The organism is Methanosarcina sp. UBA411, assembly GCF_002495725.1.
In the GTDB taxonomy this organism is placed as follows: Archaea; Halobacteriota; Methanosarcinia; order Methanosarcinales; family Methanosarcinaceae; genus Methanosarcina.
In genome coordinates, this window is record NZ_DAGK01000014.1 from 9,702 (window position 1) to 25,446 (window position 15,745).

11 protein-coding genes and 3 pseudogenes are annotated in these 15,745 nt (G+C 41.8%); 2 read left to right on the plus strand and 12 right to left on the minus strand.

The features are described from left to right. From BP861_RS05835 to BP861_RS05865, 8 genes and pseudogenes are all read right to left on the minus strand, one after another. Positions 1-1,290, minus strand: a pseudogene (locus BP861_RS05835) (hypothetical protein); the annotation flags it as partial. A gap of 24 nt (positions 1,291-1,314) precedes the next feature. Beyond that, on the minus strand, positions 1,315-1,587 hold the full coding sequence (locus BP861_RS05840; RefSeq protein WP_292373487.1) for a hypothetical protein: 273 nt from the start codon (positions 1,585-1,587) through the stop codon (positions 1,315-1,317). Between the two features lie 337 nt (positions 1,588-1,924). After that, the gene (locus BP861_RS05845; RefSeq protein ID WP_292373507.1) at positions 1,925-3,448 is read right to left on the minus strand and encodes an SIR2 family NAD-dependent protein deacylase; all 1,524 of its coding nucleotides are present in this window, start codon (positions 3,446-3,448) and stop codon (positions 1,925-1,927) included. Positions 3,449-3,607: 159 nt separating this feature from the next. After that, a pseudogene (locus tag BP861_RS16095) lies at positions 3,608-3,706 on the minus strand (CU044_2847 family protein); the annotation flags it as partial. A gap of 175 nt (positions 3,707-3,881) precedes the next feature. Next, positions 3,882-4,265 carry a potassium channel family protein gene (locus tag BP861_RS05850; protein ID WP_292373489.1) on the minus strand — a complete coding sequence of 128 codons (384 nt, stop codon included), beginning with the start codon at positions 4,263-4,265 and terminating at the stop codon, positions 3,882-3,884. A gap of 362 nt (positions 4,266-4,627) precedes the next feature. Then, entirely contained in the window at positions 4,628-5,158 is a 531-nt protein-coding gene (locus tag BP861_RS05855) for an ABC transporter ATP-binding protein (RefSeq protein WP_292373491.1), read from the minus strand. Between the two features lie 425 nt (positions 5,159-5,583). Beyond that, a complete protein-coding gene (locus tag BP861_RS05860; RefSeq protein ID WP_292373493.1) occupies positions 5,584-5,943 on the minus strand; it encodes a TrmB family transcriptional regulator in 360 nt (119 codons plus the stop codon). 30 nt (positions 5,944-5,973) lie between these two features. Beyond that, on the minus strand, positions 5,974-6,432 hold the full coding sequence (locus tag BP861_RS05865; RefSeq protein WP_292373494.1) for a MarR family winged helix-turn-helix transcriptional regulator: 459 nt from the start codon (positions 6,430-6,432) through the stop codon (positions 5,974-5,976). A 382-nt stretch (positions 6,433-6,814) separates the two neighbouring features. Between BP861_RS05865 and BP861_RS05870 the strand changes: the two genes are divergently transcribed. Both BP861_RS05870 and BP861_RS05875 read left to right on the plus strand, forming a co-directional pair. Beyond that, positions 6,815-8,383 carry an AAA family ATPase gene (locus BP861_RS05870; protein WP_292373496.1) on the plus strand — a complete coding sequence of 523 codons (1,569 nt, stop codon included), beginning with the start codon at positions 6,815-6,817 and terminating at the stop codon, positions 8,381-8,383. A 187-nt stretch (positions 8,384-8,570) separates the two neighbouring features. Beyond that, positions 8,571-10,271 carry a vWA domain-containing protein gene (locus tag BP861_RS05875; RefSeq protein ID WP_292373498.1) on the plus strand — a complete coding sequence of 567 codons (1,701 nt, stop codon included), beginning with the start codon at positions 8,571-8,573 and terminating at the stop codon, positions 10,269-10,271. Between the two features lie 50 nt (positions 10,272-10,321). Here the strand turns inward: BP861_RS05875 and BP861_RS05880 are convergent, their stop codons facing one another. The 4 genes and pseudogenes from BP861_RS05880 to BP861_RS05895 all read right to left on the minus strand — a co-directional run. Beyond that, on the minus strand, positions 10,322-11,548 hold the full coding sequence (locus BP861_RS05880; RefSeq protein WP_292373500.1) for an ABC transporter permease: 1,227 nt from the start codon (positions 11,546-11,548) through the stop codon (positions 10,322-10,324). A 190-nt stretch (positions 11,549-11,738) separates the two neighbouring features. Further along, positions 11,739-13,097: a COG1361 S-layer family protein gene (locus BP861_RS05885; protein ID WP_292373502.1), complete on the minus strand. Its 1,359-nt coding sequence runs from the start codon at positions 13,095-13,097 to the stop codon at positions 11,739-11,741. An 899-nt stretch (positions 13,098-13,996) separates the two neighbouring features. Next, on the minus strand, positions 13,997-15,232 hold the full coding sequence (locus BP861_RS05890; protein ID WP_292373505.1) for an ABC transporter permease: 1,236 nt from the start codon (positions 15,230-15,232) through the stop codon (positions 13,997-13,999). Between the two features lie 63 nt (positions 15,233-15,295). Continuing rightward, positions 15,296-15,745: pseudogene (locus tag BP861_RS05895) on the minus strand (hypothetical protein); the annotation flags it as partial.

Here is a 15,745-nt window from a genome sequence, read left to right on the forward strand (position 1 = left end):
TTCTTTCTCTAGCCGTTCTTTCTTTAGCCGTTCTTTCTCTGCCCATTCTTTCTCTAGCCTTTCTTTTTCTAGCCTTTCTTTCTCTGTCCTTTTTATCTCTGCCAGTTTATCATTAAAAACCTTGTTAGAAGATAGTATTGGCTCGATAAACCTGTCGTGAGTCAGTTCATACCAGCGTGCACCTGCCCGCCACTCGGCTCTGATAAGGTGCATGCTTTCAAGCACATCAATGGCTGCATTGGGAACATCACAGGTGCACGCTGGAGCCCGATAAACCATCCCCCGTGTCCCCATAGCCGTTATCAGCACTTCGCCACACAATCTGCGCAGGCCTTCTTCATCAATGCGTGCCTTCTCTGCTGATGCCCTTATAGCCTCTTCATAAAACCTGTAAAGTTCCTGTTCCACATTGCCATAGGTTTTCAGGTGCTGAAATGTGATTTGCTTCACCTCTGGAGGTAACTCACGCCAGAGGTTCTGGCATACTACCTGAAGTTGCACAGCCTCTATGAACTCTCCTGTTACCTCAGCGGTTTTGCCTGGTGTTGTTTCAACTCGAATCGTCAATAAATCATCGACAAGTTTTTCTGCTACCCCTTCTGCAAAAAAGCGGCCAGTATATCTCAAAGGCTCTTTGATTGCCAGCAGAGCAGCATCACTGCGCAGACGCTCCATATGAAAACGAGTCCGCAATCTGTCGGGAAGAAGATAAGCATAAGGGTCTAGCTGAGCTATGAAATCCTCCCGCATGACAAAAACCACCCTTAAAAGGGGGTCTGCTTCCAGAGCAGTACTTACTTGCTCAAAAAATCCATCTTTATCTTTCCAACGGTCTTGATATAAAGAGAATATTTCCTCAAACTGATCGAAGATGACGGCACGGGGTAAAGGCATGCCATCTTCATCCTGCATATGCTCCTGTTTATTCAAAAAGTCAACAAGTTTCATTTTAGCCAGGATCTCAATATCATATTCACCTTCAGCCCAACTTGTAAGCGTATTAAAGACATATATGTTTGAAATCTCGTCAGTTTTTGTATATTCCAAAATTGTGCCTTTAACTCGCGCCACCGGAAAAACTTCAAACTGGTTTTCCTTAAGGAGAGGAATAAGCCCTGCATTGAGAAGTGAAGTCTTACCTGCACCCGACTGGGCATAGACGAGAACCAGATTATGTGCAATGACTAGGGACAGGAGATCTCGAGCTTCACGGTTTCTTCCAAAAAAAATGAATTCATCTTCCTGTTCAAAAGGTCGAGGGCCCACGTAAACCTGGAATTCGGGTACCACTACTGAAAGCCTCCCATTGTGTTCTCAATTCTGCGGAAGACAGTTCTTTGATTTTTCTGCATATATCTTCTTCCTTAGAGTCATAAGGTCTTCAACCACAGTCACAAGCTCCACCCGTATCAAGTCATCCGAGTCTTCCATTGGGTAGTCGTACTCTTTTGCCCACTCATTTGCAATCTGGGAAATAATCGAAATCTTTTTAGAACAGGCTCCAGATCCAAGAAAAGGAGTACATTTCCCATTCTTGATTCTTTTAAGAAGGATATCCCAATCCTTCACTTCCAGCATTGTTGGCACTACTAACACCCTCCACAAAGTTCAAAATTCAAACCACTTCTCCAATTGGATACTAAGCAACGCTAATTTCAAATCCAGATCGTAAATTTTCCAGAAATTTAGAATTTGCACAGATATATGAGAATTTCTGTCCTGAAGTACTGTTTTTTAGCTGCATTTTAATGAGAATAACTGTAAATACGGGATTGGCGAAAGAGAGGAGCTTTAGGGGAGAATTGTCACTTTGTTCCATTGCTCGACCTTCATCATTAGATTTCAGTGAAAAAATATTAAATGTTTAAACCCCGGAGCTTATTTGAACCTGGAATTTAAATGACACTCCACATCGTCTCAATCCTTATTTGTTGAGCTGTGACAATAACGACTGATCCTTCTTTACTAAAACCGGTGTTAGATGCTCTGGAATACCTTGTAGTTGAATTTGTACACACCCAAATCTATATGCCTCTTCAATGCTAAGCCCTCCTCCTAATGCCTGGTAAAAACCAATAGCGAAGGCAATAGCAGCTTTATCGCCGATTGCCTGGTTCATGCCAATGACATATTTGATGTGTTTAGCGATGACTTTTGCCTGAATCTCTGCGTAACAAGCGTTCAAAATTACACAATTCACCTGACCGCTAAATTGTTCAAACAATGCGGCAAGCGCATCAGGATCGATCGGGTGAGTTTTCCCTGCCAGATCCTCAAAGCATAACGCACCTGTAGGTGTGCCATGACCAGAAAAATGGACGATATGTGGCTGTGTATCAAGCAAAGCTTGGGATATATCTGATGGGCGAACTGACAATTGTGGCAATAATGTAAAGCGGTCCCGAAATTTAGCCAATTTCAGTTTTTCTTGAATCTCTCGAAATTCTTCACCAAGCCGCAAGCGAGATTCATTAGTGGGATCGGCTGCTAAGAAGAGTATCGAAACCTTATTGGTTTTTTCTTTAATTAGAAAATGTCGCCTATTTTCAGCATCTATTTTTGTGATATCACGATTGAAAGCCTCCCATCGTGTTCTCAATTCTGCGGCAAATTCGCAGCAATTATGCCAGTATACCTGGATATGAAGATCCTCAAAATAGCGATCCAGATATTTCTGAGCTTTTTCTTCTTGGGTCTCAGAAACGTTCCCTGGCACGAGCTGTACAGATATGTGCTTTCTACCCATCATACTTCTTCCTATGTATTCATCAAGAATCCGGCAAAGAACACGGAAATCCCAATCAGTTACCTTGTAGCCTAGAAGAAGAGATGTGCCTCCAAATGCCTCCTGAATACGCGGAGGAAGCAGGTTTTCTACCTTTGAAACAGCAACAAGGAAGTCCAGATAATCGTCCTCTGTTAGAACTAAAGACTCTGGTATTTTATAGCAGCCATGGAGGTGATATACCAAAGGTTTTTCAGGAGTGGGGTCGAAGTCTGATGGCGTTGGTTTGCGTTTTATGATGTATTCATTCCACCGACATATTTCCTGGATTGGTGTTTTGCCACGGCTTTTAAGAGCTCGCACCATGAGGTCATCGTAAGTTGTGGAAATATAAACTGGTAGTGGGAAATCGGCTAGCACTCCGTGAATTTCATCAGGAGTTTCAAAGTATGTTGGTGTAATTTCTTCTGACAGTTCAGCAATTTTATTACAAATCTCATCCCTTGGAAACATCTTGTCTCCTTCGGTTACAGCCACAAACTGAGCCACCCGTGTTAAGTCATCCGAGTCTTCCATTGGGTAGTCGTACTCTTCTGCCCACTCATTTGCAATCTGGGAAATAACAGAAATCTTTTCAGAACAGGCCCCAGATCCAAGAAAAGGAGTGCACTTCCCATTCTTGATTCTCTTAAGAAGGATGTCCCAATCCTTCTCTTCCAGCATGGTTGGCACTAATAACACCCTCCACAGAGTTTTAAGCTCTCTTCTCAATATTTCTCGTGCTTATTCTCCTCACTCACCTTTCTTTCTACTCACCTGCTGTCTTGAAAGCAGATTAAAAATCAGGGCACAGAATGGAAGTGTTTTCAACTCCTCTCTTTCTCAATTCTTCCAGGTCAAAGTCACATTAAAATTAGCACCCGCACCCGCTGCTATAAACATACCGGCTTTTAAATCCATTGAAATGCCAAAAGAAACTTTAACTTCTTCCGGTTATACAAATAAAAAGTATCTATACGAGTAAACTCTAAATTCCAGTCCTTCTGACCCACTAAATAGAAAACTCACTGGCAATTCCAAAATAATTCATGTAATCAATATAAAAAGGATAAATCAGTTCAAGTTTCTCAGCATAGGTTTTTTCCTGCTAGAAATTCTATTTCTTATTCTTGAGCTTTCCCAATACCCCGAAGAAATCAAATTTATTTTCATAGGTTTTGCCTTCGTTTTTATTCTTTTCCGCTTCGAATCTTCTATCTATAATATATTCTCCAATCGGATTGACAAAACCAAGAAGAATTCCAAGTCCTGTAAAAATATAAACCACGGTAAATATTTTCCCAAAATCAGTTTTAGGAGCAAAGTCTCCATAACCCACAGTTGCCAGAGTGATAACTGAAAAATAGAAAGAGTCAAGCCATCCCCAGCCTTCCATCCTATGGTAAAAAATAGTACCTCCTGCGAGAGTTATCACAGTTAAATAAAGGAGGGACCTGAACTTAGGATCTTTAAGCAGCGTTTTTAGCGTCTTTAGAAACATAAAGAATGTATAAAAAAAAGGAATCATTACCGTTCCCTCCAAGCATATTTTCCATCTTAGGTTAAAAAGAAATCCGTGCAATCTGTAAATTCTGACTTAACTGGGAGCTATATCATTAACTGATACCATTAACTGATACCATTAACTGATGCCGTCAACTGATGCCGTCAACTGATACTGTAATTAGAAACGCGGGCTTTCAATCCGGTCCCATTTTTTGAAGCTCTGTCCGAGCAGGTAGAGGGCAGGAGGCACCAGAAGGAGGTTTATAAAGTACGTAGTACGGGCCAAACATTGACAGGATAACATTCACAAGCAGCAGTGGCATAACTGAAATTGTATATAATGCAAAAGTCCTGCCGTTATAGAGATTTATGGAAGGCGAAAGCCCTGTCAGGTAATATAGGGTCAAGGTTGATTAGAGGCTCATCGATAATTGCGAGTTCCGGCTCATGCAGGAAAGCCTGAGCAAACATCAATTTCTGCCTTGTGCCCCTTGAGAGATCTTTGCATAGTGAATTTTTCTGGTCTCTGAAATCCAGGAATTCGAACCATTTTTCACAGGTTTTCTCATAGTTTTCCATTTTCCGGATTTTTGCAACGAAATAGAGGTATTCTTCAGCGGTCAAAAAACTCGGTGGTGTTTCCTGCTCAGGAACAACGCCTACCAGCTCCCGGACTCGAATCGGGTCTTCGAGCACATCCACGCCGTGTACTCGGAGGTAGCCAGAGGTTGGCTTTATTTGACCGGTGAGCATCTTGATCATAGTCGTTTTTCCTGACCCGTTAGGACCCAGAAGCCCAAAGAGCTCACCTTTTTCAATTGAAAGGGAAATATCATTTACTGCCTTTGTACTTCCATAAAATTTAGAAAGATTTCCTACTTCAATCATCTTTAAGGCTCCTGAAAATCCCGTTATTTGCGAGCAAATTACAGATTCAGTCAAGATAAGTGATTTTTCTCGGAATGAACTAAAATCAAACAAGAATTAAGATCAAACTCGTGAATTCATTTGGAGAAATTTTTAGTTTTAACCTACAGGTATAAATTTTACTATATGTAGAGATTATCTAAAAATATATAAAAGAGTTTCGAAGACTATCTTCGAATCGAAAGTCGGGCTAAAATAAGGATTAATATTCCGCTCTCTTTTTGTTTCCAATCAGGGAACAAAAACGCTATGAAAGTCGTGTTGTAAGCCCAGAGTAAAATAGAGCTATAAGAATTTAAAATCAGATTTCTTAATGATACTTAAAACTACATCAAAACTATCTAAAGTTACATTAAACAACGTTCCCCTTTCCCAGCTTCTTTTTCTCAAACCCTTACCTCTAATTTTGGAAAACTTTCAGAGGAAAATCCATTGGTTGTAGGGCTCAAAGCGTTAAGTTCACTTGCAGTCTCTTTTAGAGAAAGCATAAAATCCGTCCTTATTCTGAAAATGAGCTCTTCAGGCTCTACACAGCAAAAAAGAGTTGGTTCGCCCTCAATAATCCGGACATACCCTTTCTTCTCCATCCCTCTGAGCGTTCTGTAGATTTTGGGTCTCGGGACTCCAGAACCTTCTGCAATTTCACTGGCTCTTGCCTGTTTAAGACCTACAAGCACTGCATAGATTTTAGCTTCGTTTCCAGTAAACCCCAGTTTCTGAAGATTTTCTACAATTTTAAGAGTCACTTCATCTTCCTCCTTTCGCCCACCCTCGAGTTAGAGTCTAGCTTGTTGACTGGCAGCCTTTTTTAAAAGGCTCACCATCGTTTCGAGACTTTGTACATATTCTTCTACATCCTTCTCATCTACAAGCTTAAAGATTTCATCGGCGACCTGATTGAAATAGTTATAACATTCTAGTCCCTTTTTAGTTAGTGAAACAAGCACTTTCCTTCGGTCTTCAGGGTCAGTTTTTCGAAATACCATTCCTTTTTTCTCCAGATCATCAACCATTCGAGTGAGACTGCTTTTATCCATGCCTGTATACTTCCCTATAGTCGAGGGCATGATTTCACCTTCCATGCCTATGATCTTGATTACCATGGGTTGATTCTTGCTCAGATTCTTAAATTTGCTAATAATTTTTTTCTGAAAAGTCTGTTCAAAAATCAAATTATCAAGAGCATCTCTTTCTGTCATAAGAAGAATTATCTTCTTCAGCGTCTCTTCGTCCATTTTATCCACTGACCTTTTTTTATACCAGATTTTGCCGACCAGAAGTATTTTTCAGGCAGATAATTTCCGAAATATAATGAAGTTATAATAATATTGATTTTTCAATTATAAGAAATTAAATAATTGAATTTTCAATGGTTGATAAATCAACACTGTTGTGAACATATTTAAGCTTCACGGTTTACATAATCTAAAAAAATTTGTAAATTGAAAAAGAACTCAGAAAAATGATTCACAGCCTTCTTGAAACATAGCTTTGAAACATAAAAATGGAAGCTACATTTCCAGGATTTGTTTTTAGAAAATAAGATACAATTGAAAGGTTTAAAATAGAATCAGGCTAAAGACTTAAAACCTGGCTGCAAATTGATTTTGTCCTGATTTGCCCAAATGTCACTCTTCACCTGGAGGTCTGCTCCTGAAAGAAAAGCTTCTTGAGATCAAATCCGCATTTATGGTCTATTTTAAAGAGCGGGAAGCCGAGATCAACGGCTCTCTCCTTGCCGTGCTGGCCGGGGAAAACCTCCTCTTTCTAGGACCGCCTGGAACGGCAAAAACCCAGCTTGCGAAAAATATCTGCCAGTCAATCGAAGGCGGAAACTTTTTCAATTATCTCCTGACAAGCTTTTCCACCCCTGAAGAGCTCTTTGGTCCACTTTCCTTAAAAGCCCTGGAAGAAGACGAATTCCGCAGGAAAATCGATGGCTGCCTCCCGACCGCACATATCGCTTTGTTGGATGAGATTTTTAAAGCGAGCAGTGCGATCCTGAACAGCCTCCTGACCATTCTCAATGAGCACAAATACCATAATGGAAGAGAGCTTGTAGACGTGCCTCTGCTATCTGTTTTCGGGGCATCCAATGAGTTTCCTGACGAAAACGAGAGCCTTGAAGCACTCTATGACCGCTTTTTGTTCAGGTACAGACTCGCCTATATCCAGGACGAGGAAAATTTTCGGAACCTCCTTTTCAGAAGCCCTGAAGAATTCGAACCTGCAACAAGTCTCAGAGTCTCTGAAATATACGGACTTCGAGCACGCGCAAAATATCTGCCTGTTGACCCTGATGTTGAGATCATTGTAACTGAGCTTCGAAAGAGCCTTCAGTTACATGAGATTGAAATCTCTGACCGGCGCTGGAAAAAAGTCATTCAGGTCTTGAAGGTTGCAGCCTGCAGCAGTGGATGCCCGGCCGTGGACAGGACAATGGTGCTCCTGCTTCAGCACATGCTCTGGAATCTGCCTGAAGAGCGGGAAACCATACGGAAAACCGTTTTTGAGTTCGCAATTTCAGGCGGCATCAGTACAGAAAAACTGCGCCAGGAAGCTGAAGACCTGCAGGCCGCAGTAAGCATTGCCCTGAAAAGCGAACTTCCTGTAAAAATCCTCTGCGACAGCTGCGGAGAAGAATTTCGGCTTAGGCAGGAAATTGAAACTCACCATATATCCCACCCGAATCACAGCTATACTCTTAAAACGGAAGGGCCGTCAAGGATCTATCCTTATGACAACCTTGTAAAAGAAATTGATTCGCTCCAGGAAGCGGCTGGAAAAACGAGCACACTTTCCCAGACCCAGAAAGAAGTTTTTGAAAAAGAACTTAAAAACCTTGCCGATCGAGTGGAACGCGTAAAATACAGGCTTGAAGCAGAGCGAGAACTTCTCAAAAATCTGATGGACGCAAATATATGGCTCTCGACGCTTGACAGAAACGAAGCTCTCCTCCTGCACGATACCCGAAGTCTCGAGTTATCCGAGCTCGATGACCTTATCTCAAAAAGCCGGTCAATGCTCAGAATTCAGAGCAGACAGGCAAGACCTGAACCTCAGCCTGAAATCCAGCCTGCGAAAGGAGCAGGAAAAAAAGAAATGGAACAAATTTCCGTATCCGATTCTGGCAGCAGTGTCAACAGTTTTATGAAAGGGATTGGCTCTCGATTCAAGCTCAGATGAAGAAACCTGACTTAGTAGCTTCAAACCAGACAATATTTGATCAGGAAGCTTTAAACCAGGAAGTTTTAAACTATAAAAATCCCAAAACAGGAAGTTTTAAACTATAAAATTTTAAAACACGAACTTTTGGACCATAAAATTCCAAAAAAGGTAATTTTTAACCAGATAACTCAAATGAGGTTTTGACATGGAAGGCTCTGAGGATTTTCCGAATAATCCAGATGCGGCCTCATCTGGAACTTACTCCTTTTTAGGGAATAAAACCTCAGGAAATAAAGGCTTGCGGGATTTGCTTTTGCTTCAGAATCAGACTGCGGCCGTGCTGGAACGAGACCTCAGGAGCACAATAGCCTTTCCTCGAACTATTCCCCGCCCAATTAGAGAAAAAATAGCCGAAGTCCTAACCATTGAAATCTTCTTTGGGCAGCCTTATGAGATAAAGGACCCAAAAAGGTTTATAGAGACTTTCGGAGCTTTTTATCCGATCCTTCTTACCCTGAGAAATTCAAAACCCTGGCCTAAACTCCGGAAAATTGCAAAAAAAAGTAGAGGAGCCGGAATTGCAGGCTTGAAAATTCTCCTGCCTCTTATTTATGAGATTCTGGAACGTTTTTCAGAGACCTCTTCCAGCGTTTCAAGTGCAGAATATCTTAAGGAACTCGATGCTGGAATAGATGAAATACTCAGTCAGTTTGAAGAAATCCTGAAAGAAACTCTCCTGATGTGGGGAAATGTGGGATCGGCTGAGTTTTCAGGTCGAAACTTTCAGACAATGAGAAATTCCGGAGAACTTGCCTTGGCCGACGCTGTCCTGTCTTTCATGCAGAAAGGTGGGCATCAGGAATTTCTGGAAAGAGTAATGGAAGGGCTATACCGAAGAATAGATGAGTTCGTTTCGGAAATGGAAGAAAACCTTGAGCTTTTCGATACGCTTGCCCTGCTTTTTCCCCAGCGCAACTGGAGCTATTCCGTAAAAGAGCTTAAAAAAGAGCCTTACTATGTGCAGCTTAAAATGCTTAAAAATTATTCGACCTTTTTTGAAAAAAGCCCTGACCTGAGAAAAATTGTAAATTTTATTGGCAGGCGGGAATTTGACCCTCCTTCGGACCGCATACACCTTTCACCTTTTGGAAAAAACCGGATTCAGACCGTGCGCTTTTCCGATTCTATCAATAATTTGCTGCCCATGGAAGCCGCAAAACTCCTGAACCCATCCCTGAAGAAGAAGTTCTATGCTGATATGCTTGAAGGAAAGCTCCTAAGCTATCAGCTCCTCGGAAAACATTATACAGGCCCTCCCCGAATAAAACCCAGAGGCCCGATGATCGTGCTTGTGGACACCTCCGGGTCAATGCATGGAGCTCCACAGACCCTGGCCAAGTCCGCAGTGTTGGCCATGGCAAAACGCATGCTTTCCCAGCAGAGGGACATGAAAGTTATCCTTTTTGCCTCAACAAGCCAGCACCTGGAAATCGAGCTCAGCAGCAGGAAAAAAATGTCCGAAAAATTCCTGAATTTCCTTCTCTATACCTTCGGTGGAGGAACGGATTTCAATACTGCCCTTGCCTCAGGCCTCAAGTCCTTGAAGGAAAAAGACTTTCAGGGAGCAGACCTGCTCTTTATAACCGATGGTAAATCCGAAGTCTCGGACGAACTGATCCTGGCCCGCTGGGAAGAGGCAAAAAAGAAGTATAACGCAAAAGTCTATTCGCTAATCGTAGGTAGCAGCGGAGCAGGCGGGCTATCTGAAATCTCAGATTATACTTATTTTGTGGAAATGGAAATGTATTCTGAGGGCAGCAGCGGGTTTGTAAGGTTAATCGAATCTACAGAACAGAAATCTATAGATTCAACAACGAAGCCGGAAATTAAGGAAGCCGGAAATTAAGAAAGGGTTGATTCCCTTTCTTTTCTGTTTATTCCTTTTTCTCGTTTCGTTTATTCGTATCTCAGTGCATCTACTGGTTTTAACTTTGAAGCCCTGAAAGCAGGTACTACTCCAGAGATTACTCCTATTAGAACTGCAAGGGCAAGTCCCTCAAGCATTAGAGTAAATCTTACTCCACCACCATCTGCCATATCACTTCCCATCATTGCCTGGAGTCCAGACGAGACAAAAGTTCCCAGAATAACTCCAAGGATTCCGCCAACAAGGCCTACCATTGCGGAATTAAAAAGGAAAATCATAAGTATATCCCTGTTTTTTGCCCCAATGGCTTTCATAGTTCCGATTTCCTTTGTCTTTTCAAGCACAGAGGTAAACATAGTATTGGCAATCCCGACGGCTCCTACAAGCAGGGACACAGCTGCAATGGCTCCGAGGAAAAGCGTCATCGAGCCCGTCATTTTGGTAACAGACTCGGCCATAGACTTTGAGGCTGTCACGGAAAAGTCCTTGTCATCTTCTTGAATGATATGCCTTGAGACCATGAGTTTTTTTTCGATATCTTCCGTAAGTTCGTCCACAAGATCTTCACTCTTGGCTTTTACAGTGATGCTATCATAAACATCTTTTTCGGCATCATCAATAAGCTCTACTGCTCCATCAATAGGCATGTAAATGCTTTGATCTCCACCTCCGCCTTCTTCTTCCAGAATACCGACAACCCGCACGGTTTTTCCGTTTATAGTTATTACTTGATTGACCCCTATGTCCTGGTCATAGACTCCACTGGCAACCCCGCTGCCTATAACTGCAACATACTTGTCTGCCGGTTCAAGCAATCTTCCAGATTGCGTTTTCAGGGAAGTCATATACTTCCAGACCTGAGGATCAACACCTGTAATCGAAAGAGTTACATTTTGGGCTGCGTAAATCACTGATTCTCTGCCTGAGATCTCGCCAGAAATGTATTGTATTCCATCCAGACCCTGGAGAGCCTTGATATCGTCATCTGTCAATTCAGTATCTGTTGATGATCCCCCCATACCAGGAGGGCCAGGGATGTTAGATGACGCTTTGGTATACCCTGGACTTATGATTATTTTCGTCAGATCCATCTCGGCTAACTTGCTCTGCACATTTGCCTCCATAGCATTCCCTAAAGAGACAATGCCAATCACAGATCCGACTCCTATAACTATCCCGATAATGGTCAGCCAGCTTCGGAGTTTACTGTGTAAAAGCATGTTCAGACCCATCTTCAGGTAGGTAGAGTTTCTCATCCTGCATCCTTCCATTCATTTTCGCTCAAGCCTTTTCAAAAAAGGCTTGTGTAACCGTTTCGCCGGTTTATCACACCGATGCCTAGGTTTTCGCTCAAGCCTTTTCTGAAAAGGCTTGTGGGCAAGCAATTTTCTGAAAGGCTTGTATTTCTTATTCTGCATTCTTCATTCTCTATGCCAGTTTTCAGGTTTACTGGTTTTCAGACTTTTCGCTGCCGGATGGTTTCCCTTTTCTTTCCTGTATTTTTTCCTGGATTTTCCTGCGGTAGACAAATGATCCTCCAACGAGTGCTATTATCACAACGTAAAGCAAATATGAGCCGATGCCGGCACCTTTACTCTGACCTCCTGGGCCTCCCTGACTTGCCTCAGTCATGTTTCCTGCAGTCATTTCGAGTTTTACTTCCTTATCAACCGTTATTCTTTCTCCTTTTGCATCCGTATATTCAATCTGGACTTTTAGAGGATTGGAATCCATGGAAGTTACATTGTTATCATCGAGTTTGACATTGGATGAAGAATCTGCACTCTTGCCATCTTCCTGTGTGCTTACGATATTAAAAGATGCAATTGTGTAGTCTCCTTTCTCAAGGTTTCCTACAATAGTTGAAGAACTTCCTGATACTCTGTACCCTTCCTGATCCGGAACCGAGACTTTCACGGAATAGGCCATGTTGTTTCCTACATTTGCAACCGACAGGGAAACTTCTCCCTGGTCACTTTCTGAGAAGGAAACATCAAAATCGGTTTCTCCACCAACAAAAAGACCTGCTGTGGTGTTGGTACTCTGTTCCTTGGATTCATAATCTTCATAGCTGAGATTCACGTCCAGAGTGTATAGCCCAGGGTCTGCATTTACATCTGCCATTACAGAGTAAGATATGTTTACCGAGCCTCCGGCTTCGAGGTACTTAATGTACTTGGTATTGTCCGAGTATACCGGGAGAATTACTCCTTTTGGATCTTTCCAGGAAACTACCATGTTTTTGATAGGGGAAGTTCCTGTATTCGTTACAATAAGTTCTAGAGGCTCTTCCTTTGCAATGTCAATATTCGCCTTGCTTACGGTTACGACCTGAGCATATTCTTTGCCTTTTATTTCCAGCTGGATGGTTTTTGTAGTGGTAATTGTTTTTGATGAGTCTCCACTTTCTTTAGCAGCGGTAGTAATATCGATATCGTATTTGCCTGCAGAAGCATTGGCATCGGTCATAAGCTTAAATTTAAGGACTGCTGCATCTTCATCGTCTTGCCTGGCATTCAGGTAGGATACCTTTTTTGTTAGCTCTTCTCCGGAAACCTTATTGAAAGGATATTCCGAATTAACTGTGACAGTAATGCCCTCCAGGTTAGTCTTTCCTACATTCTGCACACTGAGCGTGAGTTCAACAGGCTCGCCAGGGCGAGCATAATCAGGATTTTGATTAGTCAGGTTTACGTCCACAGATGCAGATTGTATATCCCCATTAGAAGCAAGTGCCGTTCCGGCTCCAAGGCATATGAATACCGAAAACAGAAGTAAAAAGGTTAGCAAAGAGAACTTTCTCATTTTAATTCCTCAATTCAGATTTGGTTCGATTTCCGTACCTGGTTCATTTTTCGTTCGCTTTTCGATTTATTCAATCTCACCTTCTCGGATGTAAACAACCCTTGTTGCATATTTTACAAGTTCAAGGTCATGGGTAACAATTATAATTGTCTTAACCTTCTCGTTTGTTAAGCCCGTCAAGAAAATCCAGAATATAGTCTCCGGTCTTTTTCCTTTTCCATTGTAATTAACCAAATTAAGCAACTGTCTGATATGAGGTTGAACACCTGTATAACACGAGTGCCTGATATGGGGCTGAATACTGTCTTATTTGGAGCATTTGATCTTACAGCCACTCAATAGGATTGAAGGCAGCTGACCCTCTCATTGGTGTTTAATAATATAAGCATACTTAGCTAAAAATAGGGAAGCCCAGAGAATTAATTTACCAATGAAGCTTTTTTATAGGAAATTAACTTAATTTAATCTTTAATTATCCTATAAAAGACAAACGAATACCCAATAAAGTATTATTTTCGAAGGGGTTTCTCAAAAGGAGCTTCAGACCTAACATCAAAGCTATTTCTCTCGTCCCTGACAAATGGTCCAAATAGCTGCTCCAAAGACAAAGAAAAACGCTCCTGCAATTAGAATCTCAAGATACCTACCAGTTCTCGTCAAATCTCAATTGCCGGATAAAGAGGTTATATACACGAGTCATGGATCAATTCTAAAAAGAGCACTGCTACTTTTTTTGAAAAAAGAAGACCGAGTTTCTAGTGATCCTGGCATTCAGCAACCATACCACAACCTTTTTCTTTGTTAGCAGAAAGCCACTGATTCCAATGAAAAATGAAATTAATAAAGGGTTGATTCCCTTTCTTTTCTGTTTATTCCTTTTTTCCGTTTTTCCTTTTCGTTTATTCGTACCTTAATGCATCCACAGGCTTTAATTTTGAGGCCCTGTACGCTGGTACTACTCCAGAAATTACTCCTATCAGAACTGCAAGGGCAAGTCCCTCAAGCATTAGAGTAAATCTTACTCCGCCACCTCCTGTCATATCGCTTCCCATCATTGCCTGGAGCCCAGATGAAACAAAGGATCCCAGAATAACTCCAAGGATACCGCCAACAAGGCCTACCATTGCGGAATTAAAAAGGAAAATCATAAGTATATCCCTGTTTTTTGCCCCAATGGCTTTCATAGTTCCGATTTCCTTTGTCTTTTCAAGCACAGAGGTAAACATGGTATTGGCAATCCCGACGGCTCCTACAATAAGGGACACAGCTGCAATGGCTCCGAGGAAAAGCGTCATCGAACTCATCATTTCAGTAACAGATTCTGCCATAGATTTTGAAGCTATTACGGAAAAGTCCTTGTCATCTTCCTGAATGATATGCCTTGAGACCATGAGCTTTTTTTCGATATCTTCCGTAAGTTCGTCAATCAGATCTTCACTCTTGGCTTTTATAGTGATGCTATCATAAACATCCTCTTTGGCATCCTCAATAAGCTCTACTGCTCCATCAATAGGCATATAGATTTTTGAGTCATCTCCCATGCCTTCTTCTTCCAGGACTCCAACAACTCGTACTGATTTGTTGTTTATTGTGATTACCTGATTAACCCCTATGTCCTGGTCGTAAGTCTCACTAGCAACACTGCTTCCTATGACTGCAACATATCTATCTGCCGGTTCAAGCAATCTTCCGGATTGCGTTTTCAGGGAAGTCATATACTTCCAGACCTGAGGATCAACACCTGTAATCGAGAGGGTAGCAGTTTCTCCTGCATATTTCACCTCTTCACGGCCTGAAATTGATCCGGCTATATACTGTATACTATCCATGCCTTGAAGTGCATCAATGTCGTCATCCGTCAATTCGGAATCTGTCGAGGAACCACCACCCATCCCAGGAGGAGGCCCACCATGCAAGTTTGATGACGCTTTGGTATACCCCGGACTTATGATTATATTTGTCAGATCCATCTCAGCTAACTTGCTCTGTACATTTGCTTCCATAGCGTCCCCTAAGGAGACAATGCCAATTACAGATCCAACTCCTATAACTATCCCGATAATGGTCAGCCAGCTCCGGAGCTTGCTGTGCACAAGCATATTCAGACCCATCTTCAGGTAGGTTGAGTTTCTCATCCTACTTCCTCCGTTTGTTAGTGATCCTATCTTTTGTGGTCTGTTTTTATTATATGACCTTATTCAGACCTTCGGGTTTTCAGGATTTTTATTCCCGGAATGCTTCTCTTTTCTTGCATGCAGTTTTTCCTGAATTTTCTTGCGAGAGACGAATATTCCTCCTGCAACCGCTATTAAAACAACATAGACAAAATATGATCCAAACCCACTACTCTTGTTACCTGGCCCCCCTCGTCCCTGTTCAGTCATATTTCCTGCAGTCATTTCGAGTTTTACTTCCTTATCAACCGTGATTCTTTCTCCTTTTGCATCCGTATATTCAATCTGGACTTTTAGAGGTTCGGAATCCATGGAAGTTACATTGTTATCATCGAGTTTGACATTGGATGAGGAATATGTATTCTTGCCATCTTCCTGTGTGCTTGCAATATTGAAAGATGCAATTGTGTAGTCACCTTTCTCAAGGTTTCCTACAATAATTGAGGAACTTCCTGATACTCTGTAGATCGGAAG

Bases quoted from the DNA above. Each gene is read 5' to 3' on its own strand.
- BP861_RS05845 (WP_292373507.1), bottom strand. From the start codon at position 3,448: ATGCTGGAAGAGAAGGATTGGGACATCCTTCTTAAGAGAATCAAGAAT.
- BP861_RS05850 (WP_292373489.1), bottom strand. From the start codon at position 4,265: ATGTTTCTAAAGACGCTAAAAACGCTGCTTAAAGATCCTAAGTTCAGG.
- BP861_RS05855 (WP_292373491.1), bottom strand. From the start codon at position 5,158: ATGATTGAAGTAGGAAATCTTTCTAAATTTTATGGAAGTACAAAGGCA.
- BP861_RS05865 (WP_292373494.1), bottom strand. From the start codon at position 6,432: ATGGACGAAGAGACGCTGAAGAAGATAATTCTTCTTATGACAGAAAGA.
- BP861_RS05875 (WP_292373498.1), top strand. From the start codon at position 8,571: ATGGAAGGCTCTGAGGATTTTCCGAATAATCCAGATGCGGCCTCATCT.
- BP861_RS05880 (WP_292373500.1), bottom strand. From the start codon at position 11,548: ATGAGAAACTCTACCTACCTGAAGATGGGTCTGAACATGCTTTTACAC.
- BP861_RS05885 (WP_292373502.1), bottom strand. From the start codon at position 13,097: ATGAGAAAGTTCTCTTTGCTAACCTTTTTACTTCTGTTTTCGGTATTC.
- BP861_RS05890 (WP_292373505.1), bottom strand. From the start codon at position 15,232: ATGAGAAACTCAACCTACCTGAAGATGGGTCTGAATATGCTTGTGCAC.